We start from the raw sequence: 20,336 nt of genomic DNA, 5'->3' as shown, positions 1-20,336 counted from the left end.
CATTTTTGGCCATAAGCACCTACGGTACTAGGGATGGGTGGGACGCTGCCGCGGCGCCCTGCGGCGCTCCGTCCCAATGAAAGAAAAAACACAGGAACAGAGGAAACGTGTCATCTTTGAAGGAACGGTTGCAGGCCGACGTCGTCATCCATATGAAGGAACGCAATAAGACTGCGCTGACCACTGTCCGAAACGTCTTGGGCGAGATTGAGACCCGCGAGAAGTCGGGGAAGACACCCGTGCAGCTCGATGATGCGCAGGTGACGTCACTGCTTCAAAAGGAAGCAGCGAAGCGCCGGGACACGGCTGGCATCTACGCGGAAGCCGGACAGCCGGAGCGGGCGGCGGCGGAAATTGCTGAAGCGGAGGTGATCGAGTCTTACCTGCCAAAGCCCCTGTCCCTGCAGGAGGTGGAGGCGATTGTGGACGAGGTCATCGACGGGCTCCGCGCCGAGGGACGCGAACTGACGCCGCGGCAGATGGGCGAAGTGATGAAGCCCGTGACGGCGAAGGTTGCAGGGCGCTTCGATGGCAAGGAAGTCAGCCAGCTGGTGCGCCAAAAGCTCGCTTAAAGCGGAAAGGCACGTCCACACGATAGTGGGCGTGCCTTCTGCTCAGTTAGGGGCGGCTGAATGCGCCGTCCCGCCTGACTTCCTGATTTAGCCTTCGCACTCCGTGCAGTAGCTGTGGCCGTCCTTCTGGCGCGCAATCTGCGAGCGGTGGCGGACCAGGAAGCAGGAGTAGCAGGTGAATTCGTCCTCGGCCTGGGGGATGACCTGAACAACGAGCTCCTCAGCGACAAACTCGCCGCCGGGTACGCCCGCGCCGTCGAGGCCGTCAGCTTCGTCCAGCTCCAGGACGACGCTGCGCGCGTCGGGAGCGTTGGCTGACTGGAGCTGCTCGAGAGAGTTGTCCTGCGATTCCTTGACGTCGGAACGCAGTTCGTCGTAATCGGTTGCCACTTTAGGTGCTTCTCTTTTCTTTGGTTCGTCTGTCGCGTATGAAACGTACAGCATCATCCGGGTATTCCCCAATAGCCGGAGTATATTGACCGCCGTTTGGGTAGAGGTTTAAGGAAACGGCCTCAAGGTTCATCACCCTACTGTGGCTGTACGGGCCGGGGAGGTCGCAGCGAACGCTGCGGTCTCCCCACTATCTGAAGGGGTATATGTGGAGCAGCTCACTGCAGAATTCGGAGGCGCCGGGCGGACCGGCACGGGCGTTGGTCCTGTCCTGGAAAAGTTTGAGTCGGTATCAAGGATAGCCGTATTGCGCGGCGGGGGCCTCGGCGACCTCATTTTCGCTATTCCCGCCATTGCCGCATTGAAAGCGGCATACCCCCAGGCCTCCATAACCCTCCTCGGCACGCCGGCGCACAAGGCTTTGATCGCCGCGACGAAGAGCCCGGTGGACGAGGTTCAGGTCCTTCCCTTTTCCGAAGGTGTCCGGCCCGGAGCCGAGGACGAAGAAGAGCTGGAGCGGTTTTTCGAGGAGATGCGGGCACGCCGCTTTGATCTGGCGGTCCAGGTCCATGGCGGCGGGCGGTATTCCAATCCCTTCCTGCTCCGGCTCGGCGCCCGCCACACTGTTGGAACGCGCACGCCTGACGCAGCAAGCCTGGAGCGTACGGTGCCCTACCTCTATTACCAGCATGAACCGCTAAGGGCCCTGGAGGTGGCCGGGTTCGCGGGTGCGTTCCCTGTTGATCTCGAGGCGAGGCTGGCTCCGGCGGAGGGCCTGCGCCCCTCACCCCAAACGGCCGACGACGATAGCCAGCCTTTAGTGGTGATGCATCCCGGCGCTACGGATCCCCGCCGTCGTTGGCCGGCGGAGCGGTTCGCTGAACTTGCCGTCGCCTGCGCCGGGGACGGCTTCCAGGTGGTGGTAGTGGGCGATGAGAGCGAGAAGGAACTTGCCGGGCGGATCGTCGAACTGGCCGCCTCGGGCCACGTACGTTCCGTGGCTGGTGAGCTGGACATGGCAGGCTTGGTGGCACTGCTGGTCCGTGCGGCGGTGGTGGTCGGAAATGACAGCGGCCCGCGCCACCTGGCCCAAGCCTTGGGGGTTCCGACCGTCGGTATCTTCTGGGCCGGCAACGTTATCAATGCCGGTGCACTGGGCCGGAGCCTTCACCGGGTCCACGCTTCCTGGGTGACCGCCTGCCCCACCTGCGGCATAGATGTGACCCAAGTCGGCTGGACGGCACCGCGCTGCTCCCACGACGATTCGGCGGTGGCCGGCATCGCCGTGCGGGATGTGCACGAGGATGTCCGCAGCCTTGCGGCCACGGAACTGTCCGGGCAGCAGGCATGAGCGCTACGGAGAGTGCGCCAGCGCGGGGAGCCAACGAGCCGCACGACGGGAAACCGGAGCTCCTGGTCCTTCGGGCGTTGAAGCTTGGGGACCTGCTGGTCGCAGTGCCTGCCCTGAAGGCGCTCCGGCGTGAGTTCCCGGAACACCGGCTGAGGTACGCGGCCCAGGGCTGGCTTTCTGAGGCGCTGGGGCTCGTGGGCGGTTATGAACTTCTGCCCACGCACGGCCTGGACGAGCCGCTGGCCAGGGAACCCGGCGTTGTGGACGTGGCAGTGAACCTGCACGGCAGCGGGCCGGAAAGCCAGGGCCGGATTGAGGCGTTGCAGGCCCGCCACACCATAGGCCACCGGAGCCAGTACCGGGACGGGCCGCCGTGGCGGGCCGAGCTGCACGAGAGGGAACGCTGGGTCAGTCTCCTGGCATGGCACGGCATCGAGGCCGACCCCCTGGACATCCACCTGAATACTCCCCATGTGCCCAGCCCCGTACCGGGTGCCACCGTTTTACACGTTGGAGCCGCCTACGGCAGCCGGCTCTGGCCTGCCGAGCGGTTCGCAGCTGTTGCCGCAGCCCTTGACTCGGCTGGGCACAACGTTGTCTTCACCGGTGGCAGCAGCGAGAGGGACCGGGCCCTTGACGTGTGCCTGCGGTCGGGGCTTGCCGAGGATGCAGTGTTGGCGGGACGGCTTGGCCTGGCGGAGTTCGCCGCGACCATCGCGGCGGCCCGCCTGGTGGTCTCCGCCGATACGGGGGCTGCGCACCTGGCTTCCGCGTACGGAACGCCATCCGTGGTGTTGTTCGGGCCTGCTCCGCCCGAGATCTGGGGTCCGCCCCCGGGTCCGCACGTCGTCCTGACCCGCGCTGAGCTGCGGCGGGGAGACACTTTCGCGGCCGAGCCGGATCCGGCGCTGTTGGCCATTACCGTGCCGGATGTTCTCGCTGCAGTGCGGGGGCTAGGGGTGTTCTAGGTGTACTGCCCAGGCGCATCAAGCCGGGGCCGGCCAGGCCTCCTGCCGGGCGCCGGAAAGTCCTAAAATAATGCCATGGGCACCGAGATCGAAATTGCCTTGGTATTGACGATGGCGTTCCTGTGGGTCGTCGGCACTTTCGCCATCCTGTCCGGGATTGACCGATTGGAGCGGAAGGCCCGGCGCCAGGAGCGCAGGGCCGACCGGGAGCGGCAACGCCGCGTCCAGTACCGTCCGGTTGCGCCCCGCTCCCGGCTGCTGGGCCGTAGAAGGCACGCGCACACCCGTTAGCCTGCACCCGGGGGAGGATGGCATCGTCTGTTTACCCCACCCCATGTGGTGGGGGAGCAGATTCGGACCGGGCCGCACCGGCGATCACCACCGAGTGGGGGTTGGGGTGGCCGGCCCGGACCAGGGTGGCAATGGCGTGCGCAATCTTCCGGCCACCCTGTGACGAAGGTTCAATGGGGTTGGCGTAGTCGGCGTCTTCGCTGCAGATCAGCCTCAGGTCGATCACCGGCGTGCCGCTGGAAAAGGCTGCCCGAGTAATCGAATCGTTGAAGAGGGACAGTGCTGCCCTGACGATCTTCTGGTTCGGTTCCGATGGGGGAGTGTCGTAGATGGTGCATACCGCCGCGGGCAGGCCCTGTGACAGGACGGCGGGCAGCATGGCCCGGTAGTCGGCGTCGAACCTGTCCCTTCCGGCGTCAAGCATGAGCAGGGCCTCGGCAACCGAGCCGGGCCGCTCCTGCAACAACGGCGCGTAGCCCAGGGCATCATTGCCACCGACGCTCACCACCAGGTGGGTGGCGTCCCGGGGGAGGCCGCGGAGCTGGCGGGCGACGCCGGTGATGACGTCCCCGTCGATGGCCAGGAGCGAGCATTTCCAGCCTGGCAGTTCCTGGCGCAGCTGGCTGATGACGTCCGGGCCGCCGTCAACATAGGCAGCATTGTCGAAGATGGAGTCGCCCAGCAGGACCACGTGCCCCGTCTCCTTGCCCTTTCCAAAGTCCATGAGGGTCATGCTCCACCCTGGTGCGCGTAACCGCCACCCGCGTCAGCGGGACAGAATCTGCCCTTCGTGGAACCCACCCGGCGACACGAGTGGGAACCGGGACAAATGACGCGCTCCTACTTCGCATCTACCGGTTAGGGAGTTCATCACCCAGAGGCCCGGAGCCCCGGGAGTATAGGTAGAGTCTCGAAGTGACCTCATCCAAGAACACCTTGATTGACGACATTGAGATCCGAATATCGCGCTCCAGCGACGCCGGGAAATTGAAAGACGCCTATCTGACAAACAGGGAGTACCTCACCCCCTGGGAGCCAGCACGCTCCGAGGATTTTTTCACTGTGGCCGGGCAGAACAAAATCATAGAAGCGCGTTTGGCCTCCTACGCTGCTGGTTCTGAAGTACCGTGGGTAATTCTCGATATGGATCGCATTATCGGCGCCATAACGCTTACTGGAATTGTGCTCGGACCTTTTTGCAGCGCCAACGTTGGGTATTGGATAGACCACGAGTACTCCGGCCGGGGAATCGGCTCGGCGGCCCTGACCCATGTGCTCGGTTATGCAAAGAACAAGATGGGCTTGCACCGCATCCAGGCGGCAACCCTTCTGCACAATGCCGCGTCACAAAAGATTCTTCAACGTGCCGGCTTCGAAAAGATTGGAGTGGCGCCGGCTTACCTGAAAATCGCCAGCACTTGGCAGGACCATAACCTCTACCAGCGCATCCTCTACTGAAAGACTGCGTCAGCGCGGCCGGTACCCTTGCCGTTCTGAGTGGCAGGGTCCTCAGCCGAAAGTCGGATGAAACCCGGTCTGTCAGCACGACGCGCACCGATTTAGACTGAAGCATTCCGGGCAACCCACCGCTTCCGGTCCACGTCGCGGGGACGCCCAGCCAGGACAGGAGGAACCTATGGGAGATCCGGGCCAAAGCTAGTTCTCGCTGGCGCGCAGGTCAGAACGGACCTGCGCAAGTTCAGGGACTTCATCGGATCTGACGGCACATTACCTGACGCAGGGCCACGAAGCCGTAGGAAAACCCCGTGACCGGGGAACTTCTAACGCCCGCTCGGGCGCAACCTAAGGAGAATGCCATGACCACAGCACGTGAAATTATGACCGGCGGCGTTGAATGCATCGGTGAGAATGAAACTCTGGAAGCAGCGGCGCGGAAGATGAAAGACCTGAACGTCGGCGCACTGCCAATTTGCGGCGAGGACAACCGGCTCAAGGGCATGATCACGGACCGGGACATCGTCATTAAGTGCTTCGCGGAAGGCGGCGATCCCCGTACGGCGAAGGCAGGCGATTTTGGTCAGGGCAAGCCTGTCACCATCGGTGCGGACGATTCCGTCGAAGAGGCGATCAGCACAATGCAGGAGCATCAGGTGCGCCGGCTGCCGGTCATTGACGGCCATGATCTGGTCGGCATTCTCACGCAGGCAGACATTGCCCGGAACTACCCGGAGGACAGAGTCGGGGAACTCGTAGAGCTCATTTCCTTCTACTGAGTGCACTCAAAACGAAGGTAGGAAGCGGCTGCCACAGGGCCCTCCATCAGCTGTGTGCACAGCTGGTGTTCATCGCATTCATGTATGTGCAACACGTTTTCTCGCTAATGCCCATGTACCCGGGCGGTGAAATACGTCACGCCCTGATGCTGAGGAGGCCCTGATCAGTTCGGTCACCTGGCCCGCAATCCACCTCCCGGTCTTGGGCCTATGGGTTCTCCTGTTGCTCTGGCGCCGTAGGTTACTCCGAAAGGGCAATGGCTAGCGGGATATACCTTGGCAGAACTGGTTGAGCGAAGCGGCCGCGCGGTCAGACACAAGAAAGCCCCGGAAAATCAATGATTTTCCGGGGCTTCCGTTTGTGCGCGGAGGGGGACTTGAACCCCCACCCCCTTTCGAGGACTAGCACCTCAAGCTAGCGCGTCTGCCATTCCGCCACCCGCGCAGGTGGTATTTCGGGAACCGTTTCCGCCTTTCAGCGTTTCGGGTTTCTCCGAAGCAGCGAGAAAAACTCTAACACGACTTTTCCCGAAACATCGAATCGGGCCAAGTGGGTAGGCTGAGGGCAGCAATCCAGCGCTGCAAACCCGTCATTCCCCAGTGAGGAGCCCTCAATGCCTGACGTCCTGCCCGAGGATGAAGTTGTCCGTATCTGCCAGGAACTCATCCGGATAGATACGTCGAACTTTGGTGACGGGTCCGGTCCGGGGGAGCGGGCTGCGGCAGAGTACGCCGCAGGGCTCATCGAGGAAGTCGGTATGGAGGCTGAGATCTTTGAGTCAGCGCCAGGGCGGGCCAACGTGGTTACCCGGATGGAGGGCGAGGATCCTTCCGCCAGCGCACTGGTGGTGCACGGCCACTTGGACGTGGTGCCAGCCCTCCGCGACCAGTGGTCGGTGGACCCGTTCGGAGCCGAACTGAAGGACGGGCTCATCTGGGGCCGCGGCGCCGTCGACATGAAGGACATGGACGCCATGATCCTCGCAGTCCTGCGAAGCTTTGCCCGCACGGGCAAAAAGCCCAAGAGGGACATCATTTTTGCCTTCTTCGCGGACGAGGAGGCAGGCGGCGCGTATGGTGCCCGCTACGCCGTGGACAAGCGCCCGGAGCTCTTTGAGGGTGCAACCGAAGCCATCTCGGAAGTGGGCGGGTTTTCGGCAACCATCGGCGGGCAGCGCACCTACCTGCTGCAGACCGCCGAAAAGGGCATCTCCTGGCTGCGCCTCGTGGCCCATGGGAGGGCGGGCCACGGCTCACAGATCAACACCGACAACGCCGTAACCCGGCTCGCGGCCGCAGTGACCCGCATCGGCGAATACAAGTGGCCGATCGAACTGACACCCACCACCAGGCAGTTCTTGGACGGCGTGACGGAACTCACGGGGGTTGAGTTCGACGCCGACAATCCCGACCTCCTGCTGAACCAGTTGGGGACGGTGGCGCGGTTTGTGGGCGCAACCCTGCAGAACACCACCAACCCCACGCTCGTGAAGGGCGGCTACAAGCACAACGTCATCCCGGAATCCGCTGAGGCGCTCATCGACTGCCGCACGTTGCCCGGCCAGCAGGAGCACGTCCTGGAAATCGTCCGGGAGCTGGCCGGAACGGGTGTGGACGTGAGCTACGTCCACAACGATGTGTCCCTTGAAGTGCCCTTCGCCGGCAACCTGGTGGATTCCATGATCGACGCCCTGCATTCCGAGGATCCCGGTGCCAAAGTGCTGCCTTACACACTGTCGGGCGGCACGGACAACAAGTCGCTCAGCAGGCTGGGCATCACCGGTTACGGTTTCGCACCCCTGATGCTGCCGGATGAGCTTGACTTCACCGGCATGTTCCACGGCGTGGACGAGCGCGTTCCCGCCGACTCCCTCAAATTCGGCGCCAGGGTGCTCAACACCCTGCTCACCAACTACTGAGCAGGCCCGCATGACCCCGGAAGAAGTCCTGCCGGACGCCCTTTTGGACCGGATCCGTGCCAGGGCCGCCGGATACGACAGGGACAACGCATTTTTTCACGAGGACCTGCAGGAACTTGCGGAGGCAGGTTACCTGAAGCTTTTTGTCCCCGCGGCCGACGGCGGGAAGGGCCTTGGGCTGGAAGCGGCGGCGCAGTGCCAGCGAAGGCTGGCAACGGCTGCGCCCGCCACCGCCCTGGCGGTCAACATGCACCTGGTGTGGACCGGCGTCGCGCATGTCCTTCAGGCAAGAGGGGACAACTCCCTGGATTTTGTCCTCAAGGAAGCCGCCCAGGGCGAAGTCTTCGCCTTCGGCAACTCCGAAGCAGGGAACGATTCAGTCCTGTTCGACTCCCGGACGGTGGCCGAGCCTCAGCCCGGCGGCGGCTACACCTTCAGCGGTACAAAAATCTTCACCAGCCTGTCGCCGGCGTGGACCAGGCTGGGCATCTTCGGAAAAGACCCGTCCGCAAGAGAGGGTGACGGTGAACTCGTCCACGGCTTCATCACGCGCGAAACAGCCGGCTACAGAATTCTCGATGACTGGGACACCTTGGGAATGCGCGCCAGCCAGTCCAACACCACGGTCCTCGAGGGCGTCCACGTCCCCGAAAACCGGGTCTTCCGCAAACTACCCGTCGGACCCAACCGCGACCCTCTGATTTTCGCCATCTTCGCGTGCTTCGAGACGCTGCTCGCAGCCGTCTACACGGGAGTGGGGGAGCGGGCGCTGGAAGTGGGCGTCGAAACCGTCAAGCGCCGGACTTCCTTCAAGAATGCGGGACGGAGCTACGCGCAGGATCCGGACATCCGCTGGAAAGTGGCGGAGGCCGCGATGGCTATGGACAACCTGTACCCTCAACTGGCCTCGGTCACCGCCGACGTGGACGCCCTCGCCGATCACGGTCCGCAGTGGTTCCCGAAACTCGTAGGCCTCAAGGTCAACGCCACGGAGACCGCACGCCACGTTGTAGACCTCGCCATCCGCGTCAGCGGCGGATCAAGCTACTTCCGGGGATCAGAGCTCGAACGGCTCTACCGGGACGTTCTGGCTGGTATGTTCCATCCGTCCGACGACGAATCAGCCCACAACACAATAGCCACGGCCTGGCTGGGGCCCCTCGAGGATTAGACGGTCCGCTGGACCCCTGTTGTCTACACGGTCCGCTGGACCTGCAGAACCCGGCGGCGGAGCCAGAACCGCCTGCCGCCCCCGACGTACAGCTTGCTGCGCTCCAGTTCCCACTTGCCGTATTCGGAGTGCTCCACCAGCCGGCGCCTGGCTTCGTGCAGTGAATCGACAGGGCTGACCGTCAGTACGAGGTACTCGTACTGCTTCGCATAGTCCCGTTCCCGCTGGACCGAGCTGGTGAGAAATTGTTCCTTCATTTGCTCTCCATTTTCGTCCTTTTCCGGCTAACGTGAAGGCATGAGCATCGATCCGCGTGTCGCGCTTCAGTCCTTGACCACCGCTTTGGAAGAACACCTTATAGCAGCATCCAACCGCCGCGGAGATGGTGACCCCTCCGTGGAGGCGGCGTTTTTCGCAGTAGCCGATGCTTTTGAAGTCTACGAGGACGCACTCTACGAGGCGTACAACGAGGTCACGCCGCTTCAGGTCTTTGACGACGAAGATGACGAGGAAGAGGAAAGCGACGTGGACGACGAAGACCTTGAAATTGTCGAGGACCGGAACGTTTGACACAAGGCACGGGCCCCGCTCCCAGCGAAAGCCCTACTGAAGCGCTGATGCGTCTTCCAACGCGCAGGCTATCTCCGGCGGCAGGGGCGTCAGTTGGGCATCCACGATTTCCTTGAGCTGCGCAGGCGTGCGCGGGCCGACTATCGCCGTGGCGACACCGTGCTGGGAAAGCAACCAGCTCAGCGCCACGTCCTGCGGCGTCCGGCCCAGGCCCTTGGCCGCCATGCACACGGCCTCGACTGTCCTGGACGCTTTCCCGTCCAGATAAGGCTCGACATACCCGGCATCCGTGGCGGACGCTCCCCGTGAACCGGCAGGAATGCTGCCCCGGTACTTTCCGGTCAACACCCCACGGCCAAGGGGTCCCCACGCCATCAGGCCCAGGCCTGCATCTTCAATTGCCGGAATCAGCTCCGCTTCAGGCTGCCGCTGCAGGAATGAGTACTCGGCCTGGGCCGCCACCAGGGGAAACCCTGCGATGGCCGCGGCCTTGGCCGTCTGCCAGCCGTTGAAGTTCGAGACCCCGGCGTACCGGGCCCTTCCGGTCCGTACGGCGAACTCCAGCGCGGACAGCGTTTCGTCCAGCGGCACGTTGCCATCCCAGGCCTGCGCAAACCAGATGTCCACGTAGTCGGTGCCCAACCTGGCCAGGCTGGCCTCCAGGCCGGTGAGCATCGCGTTCCGTGACGTGTCCACACCCCGCCGGCCATCCGGCGTCGTCATCCCTGCCTTGGTGGAGATGGAAATCTCCGTGCGGGCAACCACGTCGCCCAGCATGGCCCCAATCATGGCCTCCGAACGTCCATCGGCGTACGAGGCTGCCGTATCGACATGCCGTCCGCCGGCGTTCAGGAAGGTGCGCAGCAGCTCGGCGGCGTCCTGTTCGTCGGTCTCGCCGGCCCAGGACATGGTGCCCAGGGATAGGGCGGAAACTCGCAATCCACTGTTGCCGACGTAACGCTGCTGCATAGCAGCAAGCTTACGGGCAGAACCAGCACTGCCCATGCCGTAGGGTCTTAGCGTGAACTGGTTTGAGGCGGCCCTGCTGGGCCTTGTGCAGGGACTGACCGAATTTTTACCGATTTCATCAAGCGCCCATCTGCGGATCGTTGGGCAGTTCCTGCCGAACGCCGCCGACCCCGGAGCCGCTTTTACCGCCATCACGCAGCTGGGTACCGAAACCGCAGTCCTGATCTATTTCTGGCGGGACATCGTCCGGATCGTAAAGGCGTGGGCCGGTTCCCTTTCCGGAAAAGTCTCCAGGCAGGACCCTGACGCCAGGATGGGCTGGCTTGTTATCCTGGGCAGCCTGCCCATCGTGGTGCTGGGTCTGCTGTTCCAGGACCAGATCGAGTCAGTGCTCCGCAGCATGTGGATCGTGGCCACCATGCTGATCGTGTTCGGCCTGTTCCTTGCCGTTGCGGACGCAGTGGGCAAGCAGGAACGGGACCTCAGCCGGCTGACCTACAAGCACGGCATCCTCTACGGCCTTGCCCAGGCCATGGCGCTCATCCCCGGAGTGTCCAGGTCCGGCGGTACCATCACCGCGGGCCTCCTGATGGGCTACACCCGCGAAGCTGCGGCACGGTACTCGTTCCTGCTGGCCATTCCCGCGGTGTTTGGCAGCGGGCTGTTCCAGCTCTACAAAACCGTGTCCAATGAGGGCATCACTGGCCCCTACGGGTTGCCGGAGACAGCCCTGGCCACCGTGATCGCCCTGGTGGTGGGCTACATCATCATTGGCTGGTTCCTGAAGTTCGTCTCCACCCGGAGCTACCGCCTGTTCGTCTGGTACCGGATCTTCCTGGGCCTGGCCCTGTACCTCCTACTCGGTTTCAATGTCATCAGCGCCTAGCACTAGGCTTGGCGTGTGAAATCCTGGATCTCCCACCCTGTTCCCAACGTGCCCGGCAGCATGCCGGCCATCCGGTTGTTCGATACCGCTGTGGGCCGCGAGGTGGCCCTGGAAACAGATGGCCGGCCCTCCATGTACGTTTGCGGCATCACGCCCTACGACGCCACGCACATGGGCCACGCCGCGAGCTACGTGGCGTTCGACCTCCTCAACCGCGTTTGGCGCGATGCCGGCCATGAGGTGTCCTACGTCCAGAACGTGACGGACGTGGATGATCCGCTGCTGGAACGCGCCACGGCCACCGGCGTGGACTGGCGGGACCTCGCAGCAACCCAGATTGAGCTTTTCCAGACAGACATGGAAGCGCTCAACGTCCTCGCGCCGGACCACTACGTCGGCGCGGTCGAGTCCATTTCACTGATCGTGCCCGAGGTGGAGCGGCTGGTCAGCCTGGGGCTGGCTTACAGGGTGCAGGGCACCAACGGCGAGCCGGACGGGGATGTCTATTACGACGTCGAGGCCGCCGGCAAGCAGTCCGCGTCACCGGACGCCTGGTCCCTGGGATCCATCTCCGGCCTCGCCGAAAGTGAAATGCTGGAGCTCTTCGCCGAACGTGGCGGTGATCCCGGCCGCTCCGGAAAGCGCCAGGCGCTGGACCCGCTGCTGTGGCGGGTGGCGCGGGAAGGCGAGCCCAGCTGGCCCGGCGGCAGCTTGGGAGCCGGCCGGCCCGGCTGGCATATCGAGTGCACGGTCATCGCGCAGAAGTACCTGCCCTCGCCCTTTACCGTCCAGGGCGGCGGGTCGGACCTGATCTTCCCGCATCACGAAATGGGTGCCGGCCACGCGTTTTCACTGGCCGGAGTCCCCCTTGCCAGGCATTACGCCCACGCCGGAATGGTGGGGCTGGACGGCGAAAAGATGAGCAAGTCCAAGGGCAACCTGGTGCTGGTGTCGAAGCTGCGCGCCGCAGGGGAGGACCCGGCAGCCATCCGGCTCGCCATCCTTGCCCACCACTACCGTTCGGACTGGTCCTGGACGGACGAAGGATTCGCTGCCGCGAAGTCAGACCTCGCGTCATGGCGCCGTGCGCTGGACCAAGCCCCCGAAGGCTCCGCGGAACCGCTGATCGTGGAGATGCGGGCAGCCCTTGCCACCGACCTGGACGCCCCCTCTGCCGTTGCAGCGGTCTCCAGCTGGGCACGGAAGGCGGACGACGCCGGCGCTGCCGCCAGCCCTGCAGACCAGCACCTGGTAAAGGACGCCGTCGACGCCCTCCTGGGCATCCGGCTCTGAACTGCCATCTACAGGAACCCGCCTTTAGGGCCTGTCCTGCCCGCGGCGTTTGAGGTAACGCTCAAACTCGCGGGCAATGGACTCGCCCGTGGCTTCCGGAAGGTCAGCGGTGTCTTTGGCCTCTTCCAGCTGCCGCACGTAGGCCGCGATTTCCGGGTCCTCGGTGGCCAGCTCGTCCACGCCACGTTCCCAGGCATCCGCTTCCTCCGCCAGCTCGTGCGTGTCCAAGGGAACCTGGAGCAGTTCCTCGATCCGGTGGAGGAGGGCCAGCTGTGCCTTCGGCGATGGCGCCTGCGCAACATAGTGGGGGACGGCGGCCCATAGCGAGACCGTGGGGATGCCTGCAAGGAGGGACACCTCGGAGAGTACTCCGACGATTCCCACCGGGCCTTCGTACTGCGAGGCTTCCAGGTTCATGCGTTCCCGCAGCGGTGCGTCGTCGGAGGACGTGCTCACCGGAATGGGCCGGCTATGCGGAACATCTGCCAGCAGTGCGCCCACCAGGACAACGTAGTCGACGTTCAGTGCTTCGGCGTGCACCAGGAGTTCCGCCGTGTAAGCCCGCCATTTATAGGACGGCTCGGTGCCTTGGACAAAAATGACGTCAACGTTCGAACCGGGTGCGCTGGCCTTGTAGATCCGGGTGGAGGGCCACTTGATCTTGCGTTCTCCGGCAGCATTCCTGCGCACGGTGGGCCTTGTGAACTGGAAATCGTAGTACTCGTCGGCATCTATGGACGCCACTTTCTTGCCGCCCCACAGCTTATTGAGGTAGCGCAGCGAGTCGCTTGCAGCCTCCCCGGCGTCGTTCCAGCCTTCAAAGGCGGCCAGCATCACTGTGACGCGCTGTCCGTCAGCCACAGGCTGCAGGAAGCGCTCACGGGCGGGTCCGGCACCCGGTTCGGTGGTGTCTCCCTCGAAGCTATTCATTTCTTCACCCTACGTCCAAGGAGCAGGGTCTTGCATTGAATGAAGCGCCGAAAAATGCGTCTGAATCTCCCGAAGAGGCAGCAAACCCGGCCGTATTCGCCGAGGGCGTAGCCACAGCCCCCGTCCAGACAGTCCCCGTAGACTGGGGGCATGCGACCGCCAGCCACCAGTTCCCCGCTCAAAGCCGTCCTCTGGGACATGGACGGCACCATCGTGGATACGGAGCCCTACTGGATAGCGGCTGAACATGCACTGGTGGAAGCCCACGGCGGAAGTTGGTCCCATGAACAGGCCATGCAGCTCGTAGGACAGTCTTTGACGTTCTCCGCCGGCCTCCTCCAGCAGGCCGGCGTCGATCTTGAGGTCCGCGACATCATTGACACCCTCACCGCAGAAGTGGTGGCCAGCGTTAGGCGTCGGGTGCCGTGGCGCCCGGGTGCGCGGGAGCTCCTGGAAGACCTCCACCTTGCCGGTGTGCGATGCGCACTGGTGACCATGTCCGAGGGGCCGCTGGCCCGGGAAGTGGTGTCAAGCCTTCCCCGCCCCTACTTCGAAGTGGTAGTCACTGGGGATACCGTGGCGCAAGGAAAGCCGCACCCGGAGGCGTACCTGAAAGCAGTGGAACTGCTCCAGGAAGACGACGCCGGCCTGGCGATCCACCACTGTGTGGCGCTTGAAGATTCGGAACCGGGCGTGGCAGCGGCAGTGGCGTCCGGAGTGGCCACCGTCGCCATTCCCCACATCGTCCCACTGCCTGAAGACGGGCGCTACACGTTATGGGAGTCCCTGGCGGGACGGTCCCTGGCTGATCTTGAGGACCTGGTGGTGGCCCGCTCAGCAGCGCCGTCCGCTGCAACACCGGCCGGCCTGCTGGAGACCTCCCATGACTGAGACCGCGGCCCCGGTCCGCCGGGAGGGAATCCCGTTGGGCAGGATTGCCGGTGTTCCCGTTGTCCTCGCTTATTCGTGGTTCCTCATCGCCGCCTTCACCGTGATTGTCTACGGGCCCGTACTTGGCCGGAACAACCCTGCCCTTGGTGCAAGCGCCTACATCATCGCTTTCGCCTACGCTGTCCTGCTGCTCGTCTCCGTCCTGGTCCACGAACTGGCCCATGCCCTGACGGCCAGGATGTATGGGTGGCCAACCCAGAAGATCGTGCTCAACCTCTGGGGCGGGCATACGCAGTTCGAGAGCTTCACTGCCACCCCGGGACGGTCCGTGCTGGTGGCCCTTGCCGGCCCCGCCGCCAACTTTGTCCTGGCCGCAGGCGCCTGGCTGCTTCTGACCGGTGCCACCCTGGGCAGTGTCGCCGAGATCCTCACCAACATCTTTATGTGGGCAAACTTCCTCATTGCCGTCTTCAACGTCCTGCCGGGGCTCCCGCTCGACGGAGGCCGGCTGGTGGAATCCGCCGTCTGGAAGGCCACCGGCAGCCAAGCCAAGGGAACGGTGGCAGCAGGTTGGGGCGGCCGCATCATCGTGGTTGCGCTCGTCTACTGGTTCATCCTCCGGCCACTGCTTGCCGGTGACTCACCGGAGTTCAGCCTGCTCATGATTACCGTGCTGGTGGGAGGCTTCCTGTGGATGGGAGCCTCGGCCGCCATCCAGCAGGGAACGCTGCGCGGACGGCTGCATCTGGTCAGCGCGGCAGGGTTGTCGACGCCCGCCGTCGGCCTGCCTGCCACGGCGTCGGTGCAGGACGCACTCCGGCTTGGCGCACCGGACAGAACGTCAGTGGTGGTGTACGGCCATGGGGGACGGCCCGAGGCCGTCGTTGATCCTGCTGCGCTGGCTTCGGTTCCGGCCGCTGCCGCCGGGGCAACTCCCATCACTGCTGTGTCCTATGCCCTTGCCGCGGGCGCGTACGTACCGGAATGGTCGAAGGGACAGGAACTTCTGCACTTCCTCTCCCAACTCGAAGGACGGGACTACGCCGTAGTGGACCACAACGGCAGGGTGACCGGGCTGCTCTCCCAGGACGCGGTGCTGTCCGCGATCACGGGCAGGCGCCAGCAACCCGGTAGGCACCCGCAGGGCAGGAACCGGTAGAGTTACCTGCCGGTCGTGCATTGCCGCCGCAGAAGCCACAATGTCCTTAAGGACATCGGCGCGGGGGCACCACAGTTTTACAGGAGCGAGGAAAATCATGAGCAGCGAAACTGCCGTCAACGAAGCCACAGCAGCAGCCGAGTCCGGTGTCGCCGCCAGCGGCTCGCAGCCGGTGGGAGCTGCCCGTCGCCGCGGTCCCTTCCGGGAAGGCGAACGTGTCCAGTTGACCGACGAGCGGGGGCGCATGAACACGATCACCCTCGAAAGTGGCGGTGCTTTCCATACCCACCGCGGTTTCCTGAACCACGATGACATCATCGGTAAGGTTGACGGCTCAGTAGTGGTCAACAACGTGGGCCAGCAGTACCAGACCCTGCGCCCGCTGCTCTCTGATTTCGTCCTCTCCATGCCCCGGGGAGCTGCCGTGGTGTACCCCAAGGACGCCGGGCAGATCGTTACCATGGCCGACATCTTCCCCGGTGCCCGGGTGGTGGAAGCAGGCGTTGGATCCGGCGCCCTCTCCATCTCGCTGCTCCGCGCTGTCGGAGACAACGGCTACCTGCACTCCTTTGAACGGCGTGAAGAATTCGCGGACATCGCCCGTGGAAACGTTGAGACGATTTTCGGCGGCCCGCACCCTGCCTGGCAGATCTCCCTTGGCGACTTCCAGGAGGAAGTGGTGCGCAGCGAGGCCCCGGGCTCCGTGGACCGCGTGGTCCTGGACATGCTCGCGCCCTGGGAGTGCCTCGATGCCGTGGCCACGGTCCTGGCCCCGGGCGGCGTGTGGATCAACTACGTGGCAACCGTCACCCAGCTCTCCAGGACAGCGGAGGCCATTCGCGCCGACGGACGGTTTACTGAGCCGGACGCCTGGGAGTCGATGGTCCGTGGCTGGCACCTCGAAGGCCTCGCCGTCCGCCCCGACCACCGGATGGTGGCCCACACCGGCTTCCTGCTGGTCACCCGCCGGCTGGCCGACGGCGTCACTGGCATCTCCGTCAAACGGCGCCCCTCAAAGACAGACTTTAACGAGGAGGACGTCAACGCCTGGACGCCGGGCGCGGTGGGGGAGCGGCTGGTCTCCGACAAAAAGCTTCGGCGCGCCGCCCGCGATGCCATTGCGGGCACGAACGTCAAGGACACGCCGGACATCACGAACTAGTCCATATTTCGGGAGTCTCCCACCCTACCTGCCATCTTGGGACTAAGGTCTTAATAGAAGCGCAGGAAGGGGCTGATACATCATGGAGACGCCAAACCAGGACTCCGGACGTACACCGGCAGAGCAGTCTGCCGCCAACGACCTCTCGGTTGCCGACCGCCAGGTCAACATCCTTAGGGACAAGCTCAGGCACATCGACCGCCAGTTGGCTGCGGCAACGCAGAACAATACCAAGCTGGTCACGATGCTTGAGGCCGCGAAGGCCGAGATTCTCCGGCTGAAGAACGCGTTGGACCAGGAAGGACAACCTCCCTACAGCTTCGGCACCATTCTCCAGCTGAACCCCCGGAGGCAGCCCTCACCGGGCAGCAGCGGGCAGGCGGCCACTGAAGAATCAGTGGACATCTTCAACGCCGGCCGGAAAATGCGGGTGGGCATCAGCCCCTTAGTGAACATCAACCAGCTGGCCGTGGGCCAGGAAGTCCTCCTCAACGAGGCGCTCCTGGTCGTCGCCGGGCTCGGTTACGAGCGGGCGGGCGAACTGGCCACCCTAAAGGAGATGCTCGGCTCGGACCGCGTTCTCGTGGTGGGACGGGCCGACGAGGAGCGGGTAGTCCGGCTTTCCGGTGCGCTGCTCGCCGAAAAGCTCCGGGTGGGCGATGCCCTCTCCATCGACTCGAGGACCGGATACGCACTGGAGAAAGTGCCGCGGTCCGAGGTGGAGAACTTGGTCCTCGAAGAGGTCCCCGACATTACGTACGAGGACATCGGTGGTCTGGGACCGCAGATCGAACAGATCCGCGACGCCGTCGAACTGCCCTTCCTGCATCCGGACCTTTACCGGGAACACGGCCTGAAGGCGCCCAAGGGCATCCTGCTGTACGGCCCTCCCGGCTGCGGCAAGACCCTCATCGCCAAGGCCGTGGCCAATTCACTTGCTGCCCGTGCCGCGGAGCGCTCCGGGAACGTGGACCTGAAAAGCTACTTCCTGAACATCAAGGGCCCCGAACTCCTGGACAAGTACGTAGGCGAAACGGAGCGCCACATCCGGCTCATCTTCTCCCGCGCCCGGGAAAAGGCATCAGACGGCAGCCCCGTAGTGGTATTTTTCGACGAGATGGACTCGCTGTTCCGCACCCGCGGCACAGGGATTTCCTCCGACGTCGAAACCACCATCGTTCCCCAGCTGCTCAGCGAGATCGATGGTGTGGAGCGGCTGGACAACGTCATCGTGATCGGCGCGTCCAACCGTGAGGACATGATCGACCCGGCAATCCTTCGGCCCGGCCGGCTGGATGTCAAGGTCAAAATCCACCGCCCGGATGCCGAGGCTGCTGCGGACATCTTCAACAAGTACATCACTCCGGACCTGCCGTTCCACGAATCCGACCTCGCTGAGCACGACGGTGACGTCCAGGCCACGGTGGACGCCATGGTCCAGCGCACGGTGGAAGCCATGTACTCCACGGACAAGTCGAACGAGTTCCTGGAAGTCACGTACGCGAACGGTGACACCGAGATGCTGTACTTCAAGGACTTCAACTCCGGCGCCGTGGTGCAGAACGTGGTGGACCGGGCCAAAAAGTACGCCATCAAGGACCTGTTGACCACACACCAGAAGGGGCTGCGGATCGAGCACCTGCTGCGGGCCGTGGTGGACGAGTTCCGCGAACACGAGGACATGCCCAACACCACCAATCCGGACGACTGGGCCCGGATCTCCGGCAAGAAGGGTGAACGGATCACTTACATCCGCACCATCGTTCAGGGCAAAGCCGGCCAGGAGCCTGGAAAGTCGATCGAAACAATGCCGACCACAGGGCAGTATCTATGACGGCTGCGCAGGAACCTGCCCCCGGGGGAGCCCTCCCCGTAGGCGGGGCCTTGCGGGTCATGGGAGCAGAAACCGAATACGGCATCCATGCCCCGTCTGCCCCGTCGGCGAACGCCACCATGATGAGCGCGAGGGTGGTCCAGGCATATGCCCAGGTGACCCGCCAGCGTGCCGCAGGCGGGGCAGAAACGCGGTGGGACTACACCGACGAGGAACCCCTCCATGACGCACGGGGCTGGACGGTGGACAGGGGATCCGCCCACCCCAGCCAGTTGACCGACCAGCCGCCGGTACTGGACGCGGAGGCCGTTGCGCTGGCCTACGGCCGGGAGGAACTCGAACTCGACGGGCAGGATGAGTCCGGCACCCTCCTGATGAACATGGTCCTCGGCAACGGAGCCAGGTTGTACGTGGACCACGCCCACCCGGAGTATTCAAGCCCTGAGGTGACGAACCCCCGTGATGCGGTCAAGTGGGACGCTGCCGGTGACGTCGTGGCGCTGGCCTCGGTGCGGCGGCTGTCCGCTGATCCCGACCTGCCACCGGTGAACCTCTACAAGAACAACACTGACAACAAATCTGTGTCCTACGGGTCACACGAGAACTACCTCATGCCCCGCTCTGTTCCGTTCGGGGACATCGTCCGAGGGTTGACGCCCTTCTTCGTCAGCCGCCAGATCCTCTGCGGGTCCGGCCGGGTGGGGATCGGACAGGACGCTTCCACCCCCGGCTACCAGATCAGCCAGCGGGCTGATTTCTTCGAAGCCGAGGTGGGCCTGGAAACCACCATCCGGCGTCCCATCATCAACACCCGGGACGAACCCCACTCCACCGCGGACAAATACCGCCGCCTGCACGTGATCATCGGTGATGCCAACCTCAGCCAGGTCTCCAACTACCTGAAGTTCGGAACCACGGCCATGGTCCTCAGCCTTATCGAAGCCGGGCTCGCACCAAAGATCGAGGTGTACGAACCCGTGGCCGCCCTGCAGACGGTCAGCCACGACACCTCCCTTACCGCGACGCTTCGTCTGCTGGACGGCAGGCGTGTCACAGCCCTCGACCTCCAGTGGATGTATCACGAAGCCGCTGCAAAGCTGGCACAGGACACCGGGGTCGGTGACGCCGTGGACGGCGATGGACACACCCACGACGTGCTGGACCGGTGGGCCACCGTCCTCACCCAGCTGGACAATGACCGGGCAGCGGCTGCCCGGTCCGTTGAGTGGGTCGCAAAGCTCTCGCTCCTTGAGGGCTACCGCGAACGTGACGGCCTGGAGTGGAACGACGCCCGGCTTGGGCTGGTTGACCTTCAATGGGCCGACATCAGGCCGGAAAAAGGCCTTTACTACCGCTTCCTCGCCAGGAACCGCGTGGACAGGATTGTCGACGACGGCGCCATTGCGGCTGCCGTGGGCGAGCCGCCGCCGGACACCCGTGCGTTCTTCCGGGGCAAGTGCATCAGCAGCTTCGGCAAGGACGTGGTGGGGGCCAGCTGGGACTCGGTCATCTTCGACGTCCCGGGTTACGGCAGGCTTCAGCGCGTGCCCACCCGGGAGCCCCTTCGGGGAACCAAAGGCCTGACCGGAGCGTTATTCGAACGCTACCGTGAAGCAGGCCCCTTCCTCGCGGAACTCCTGGGACACAACAGAACTCCGCCTGCGGCATAAACCGCGCCGGAAGGCCTGCATCGTGGCAGGATTGGCATATCGGAGGATCCGCCGGATCCGACGGCAGGAAAGGGAG

The 20,336-nt window shown here is 64.1% G+C and carries 21 protein-coding genes and 1 tRNA gene; 16 read left to right on the top strand and 6 right to left on the bottom strand.

The window, feature by feature from the left end; all coding sequences use genetic code 11:
• Positions 1–107: 107 nt before the first annotated feature.
• Positions 108–572, top strand: coding sequence for a GatB/YqeY domain-containing protein (locus tag AC5RV1_RS01115; protein ID WP_430226187.1), 465 nt, complete (start codon positions 108–110; stop codon positions 570–572).
• Between the two features lie 87 nt (positions 573–659).
• On the opposite strand, the gene AC5RV1_RS01110 is transcribed toward AC5RV1_RS01115, so the two are convergent.
• Positions 660–962, bottom strand: coding sequence for a DUF4193 domain-containing protein (locus AC5RV1_RS01110; RefSeq protein ID WP_066275770.1), 303 nt, complete (start codon positions 960–962; stop codon positions 660–662).
• Positions 963–1,170: 208 nt separating this feature from the next.
• On the opposite strand from AC5RV1_RS01110, the gene AC5RV1_RS01105 reads away from it, so the two are divergent.
• The 3 genes from AC5RV1_RS01105 to AC5RV1_RS01095 all read left to right on the top strand — a co-directional run bounded on the left by AC5RV1_RS01105 (position 1,171) and on the right by AC5RV1_RS01095 (position 3,572).
• Positions 1,171–2,313, top strand: a complete 1,143-nt coding sequence (locus tag AC5RV1_RS01105) for a glycosyltransferase family 9 protein (protein ID WP_493993180.1) — start codon at positions 1,171–1,173, stop codon at positions 2,311–2,313.
• The gene (locus AC5RV1_RS01100; protein WP_493993179.1) at positions 2,310–3,281 is read left to right on the top strand and encodes a glycosyltransferase family 9 protein; all 972 of its coding nucleotides are present in this window, start codon (positions 2,310–2,312) and stop codon (positions 3,279–3,281) included. The genes AC5RV1_RS01105 and AC5RV1_RS01100 overlap by 4 nt, the downstream gene beginning before the upstream one ends.
• A gap of 75 nt (positions 3,282–3,356) precedes the next feature.
• On the top strand, positions 3,357–3,572 hold the full coding sequence (locus AC5RV1_RS01095; RefSeq protein WP_493948328.1) for a hypothetical protein: 216 nt from the start codon (positions 3,357–3,359) through the stop codon (positions 3,570–3,572).
• Between the two features lie 31 nt (positions 3,573–3,603).
• Here the strand turns inward: AC5RV1_RS01095 and AC5RV1_RS01090 are convergent, their stop codons facing one another.
• Positions 3,604–4,296 (bottom strand): SGNH/GDSL hydrolase family protein, encoded by a 693-nt coding sequence (locus AC5RV1_RS01090; protein ID WP_493993178.1) that lies wholly within the window; start codon positions 4,294–4,296, stop codon positions 3,604–3,606.
• Positions 4,297–4,487: 191 nt separating this feature from the next.
• Between AC5RV1_RS01090 and AC5RV1_RS01085 the strand changes: the two genes are divergently transcribed.
• Positions 4,488–5,030, top strand: a complete 543-nt coding sequence (locus AC5RV1_RS01085; RefSeq protein WP_493948330.1) for a GNAT family N-acetyltransferase — start codon at positions 4,488–4,490, stop codon at positions 5,028–5,030.
• Positions 5,031–5,389: 359 nt separating this feature from the next.
• Positions 5,390–5,806 (top strand): CBS domain-containing protein, encoded by a 417-nt coding sequence (locus AC5RV1_RS01080; protein WP_493948331.1) that lies wholly within the window; start codon positions 5,390–5,392, stop codon positions 5,804–5,806.
• Between the two features lie 362 nt (positions 5,807–6,168).
• Here the strand turns inward: AC5RV1_RS01080 and AC5RV1_RS01075 are convergent.
• Positions 6,169–6,251, bottom strand: a tRNA-Leu gene (locus AC5RV1_RS01075).
• A gap of 169 nt (positions 6,252–6,420) precedes the next feature.
• Here AC5RV1_RS01075 and AC5RV1_RS01070 point away from each other — a divergent pair.
• Positions 6,421–7,725, top strand: a complete 1,305-nt coding sequence (locus AC5RV1_RS01070) for a M20/M25/M40 family metallo-hydrolase (protein WP_493993177.1) — start codon at positions 6,421–6,423, stop codon at positions 7,723–7,725.
• Positions 7,726–7,735: 10 nt separating this feature from the next.
• Entirely contained in the window at positions 7,736–8,896 is a 1,161-nt protein-coding gene (locus tag AC5RV1_RS01065) for an acyl-CoA dehydrogenase family protein (protein ID WP_493993176.1), read from the top strand.
• 23 nt (positions 8,897–8,919) lie between these two features.
• Here the strand turns inward: AC5RV1_RS01065 and AC5RV1_RS01060 are convergent, their stop codons facing one another.
• Complete coding sequence (locus tag AC5RV1_RS01060; protein ID WP_163163719.1) at positions 8,920–9,153, bottom strand: DUF5703 family protein; 234 nt, start codon at positions 9,151–9,153, stop codon at positions 8,920–8,922.
• A 40-nt stretch (positions 9,154–9,193) separates the two neighbouring features.
• Between AC5RV1_RS01060 and AC5RV1_RS01055 the strand changes: the two genes are divergently transcribed.
• Positions 9,194–9,466: a hypothetical protein gene (locus AC5RV1_RS01055; protein ID WP_104043962.1), complete on the top strand. Its 273-nt coding sequence runs from the start codon at positions 9,194–9,196 to the stop codon at positions 9,464–9,466.
• A gap of 33 nt (positions 9,467–9,499) precedes the next feature.
• Here AC5RV1_RS01055 and AC5RV1_RS01050 read toward each other — a convergent pair whose 3' ends face one another.
• Positions 9,500–10,435, bottom strand: a complete 936-nt coding sequence (locus AC5RV1_RS01050) for an aldo/keto reductase (protein WP_493993175.1) — start codon at positions 10,433–10,435, stop codon at positions 9,500–9,502.
• 52 nt (positions 10,436–10,487) lie between these two features.
• Between AC5RV1_RS01050 and AC5RV1_RS01045 the strand changes: the two genes are divergently transcribed.
• On the top strand, positions 10,488–11,321 hold the full coding sequence (locus tag AC5RV1_RS01045; RefSeq protein WP_430226199.1) for an undecaprenyl-diphosphate phosphatase: 834 nt from the start codon (positions 10,488–10,490) through the stop codon (positions 11,319–11,321).
• A 15-nt stretch (positions 11,322–11,336) separates the two neighbouring features.
• Positions 11,337–12,614, top strand: coding sequence for a cysteine--1-D-myo-inosityl 2-amino-2-deoxy-alpha-D-glucopyranoside ligase (mshC, locus tag AC5RV1_RS01040; RefSeq protein ID WP_493993174.1), 1,278 nt, complete (start codon positions 11,337–11,339; stop codon positions 12,612–12,614).
• 24 nt (positions 12,615–12,638) lie between these two features.
• On the opposite strand, the gene AC5RV1_RS01035 is transcribed toward mshC, so the two are convergent.
• On the bottom strand, positions 12,639–13,544 hold the full coding sequence (locus AC5RV1_RS01035) for a PAC2 family protein (protein WP_461190198.1): 906 nt from the start codon (positions 13,542–13,544) through the stop codon (positions 12,639–12,641).
• A gap of 150 nt (positions 13,545–13,694) precedes the next feature.
• Between AC5RV1_RS01035 and AC5RV1_RS01030 the strand changes: the two genes are divergently transcribed.
• From AC5RV1_RS01030 to dop, 5 genes are all read left to right on the top strand, one after another.
• Entirely contained in the window at positions 13,695–14,435 is a 741-nt protein-coding gene (locus tag AC5RV1_RS01030; RefSeq protein WP_493993173.1) for an HAD family hydrolase, read from the top strand.
• Positions 14,428–15,594, top strand: a complete 1,167-nt coding sequence (locus tag AC5RV1_RS01025) for a site-2 protease family protein (protein WP_493993172.1) — start codon at positions 14,428–14,430, stop codon at positions 15,592–15,594. The genes AC5RV1_RS01030 and AC5RV1_RS01025 overlap by 8 nt, the downstream gene beginning before the upstream one ends.
• A gap of 97 nt (positions 15,595–15,691) precedes the next feature.
• Positions 15,692–16,756, top strand: coding sequence for a tRNA (adenine-N1)-methyltransferase (locus AC5RV1_RS01020; RefSeq protein WP_493948338.1), 1,065 nt, complete (start codon positions 15,692–15,694; stop codon positions 16,754–16,756).
• A gap of 82 nt (positions 16,757–16,838) precedes the next feature.
• Complete coding sequence (arc, locus tag AC5RV1_RS01015; protein ID WP_163163736.1) at positions 16,839–18,590, top strand: proteasome ATPase; 1,752 nt, start codon at positions 16,839–16,841, stop codon at positions 18,588–18,590.
• Entirely contained in the window at positions 18,587–20,260 is a 1,674-nt protein-coding gene (gene dop / locus AC5RV1_RS01010; RefSeq protein ID WP_493993171.1) for a depupylase/deamidase Dop, read from the top strand. The genes arc and dop overlap by 4 nt, the downstream gene beginning before the upstream one ends.
• The last annotated feature ends 76 nt before the right edge of the window (positions 20,261–20,336 follow it).

This window comes from Arthrobacter sp. Hb9-2, assembly GCF_059091165.1.
This window is presented reverse-complemented; position numbering and strand designations above follow the sequence as displayed.

Coding starts and splice junctions, on each gene's coding strand:
- AC5RV1_RS01055 (WP_104043962.1), top strand. CDS start 9,194: ATGAGCATCGATCCGCGTGTCGCGCTTCAGTCCTTGACCACCGCTTTG.
- AC5RV1_RS01065 (WP_493993176.1), top strand. CDS start 7,736: ATGACCCCGGAAGAAGTCCTGCCGGACGCCCTTTTGGACCGGATCCGT.
- AC5RV1_RS01035 (WP_461190198.1), bottom strand. CDS start 13,544: ATGAATAGCTTCGAGGGAGACACCACCGAACCGGGTGCCGGACCCGCC.
- AC5RV1_RS01025 (WP_493993172.1), top strand. CDS start 14,428: ATGACTGAGACCGCGGCCCCGGTCCGCCGGGAGGGAATCCCGTTGGGC.
- AC5RV1_RS01050 (WP_493993175.1), bottom strand. CDS start 10,435: ATGCAGCAGCGTTACGTCGGCAACAGTGGATTGCGAGTTTCCGCCCTA.
- dop (WP_493993171.1), top strand. CDS start 18,587: ATGACGGCTGCGCAGGAACCTGCCCCCGGGGGAGCCCTCCCCGTAGGC.
- arc (WP_163163736.1), top strand. CDS start 16,839: ATGGAGACGCCAAACCAGGACTCCGGACGTACACCGGCAGAGCAGTCT.
- AC5RV1_RS01030 (WP_493993173.1), top strand. CDS start 13,695: ATGCGACCGCCAGCCACCAGTTCCCCGCTCAAAGCCGTCCTCTGGGAC.
- AC5RV1_RS01095 (WP_493948328.1), top strand. CDS start 3,357: ATGGGCACCGAGATCGAAATTGCCTTGGTATTGACGATGGCGTTCCTG.
- AC5RV1_RS01080 (WP_493948331.1), top strand. CDS start 5,390: ATGACCACAGCACGTGAAATTATGACCGGCGGCGTTGAATGCATCGGT.
- AC5RV1_RS01020 (WP_493948338.1), top strand. CDS start 15,692: ATGAGCAGCGAAACTGCCGTCAACGAAGCCACAGCAGCAGCCGAGTCC.
- AC5RV1_RS01090 (WP_493993178.1), bottom strand. CDS start 4,296: ATGGACTTTGGAAAGGGCAAGGAGACGGGGCACGTGGTCCTGCTGGGC.
- AC5RV1_RS01070 (WP_493993177.1), top strand. CDS start 6,421: ATGCCTGACGTCCTGCCCGAGGATGAAGTTGTCCGTATCTGCCAGGAA.
- AC5RV1_RS01060 (WP_163163719.1), bottom strand. CDS start 9,153: ATGAAGGAACAATTTCTCACCAGCTCGGTCCAGCGGGAACGGGACTAT.
- AC5RV1_RS01100 (WP_493993179.1), top strand. CDS start 2,310: ATGAGCGCTACGGAGAGTGCGCCAGCGCGGGGAGCCAACGAGCCGCAC.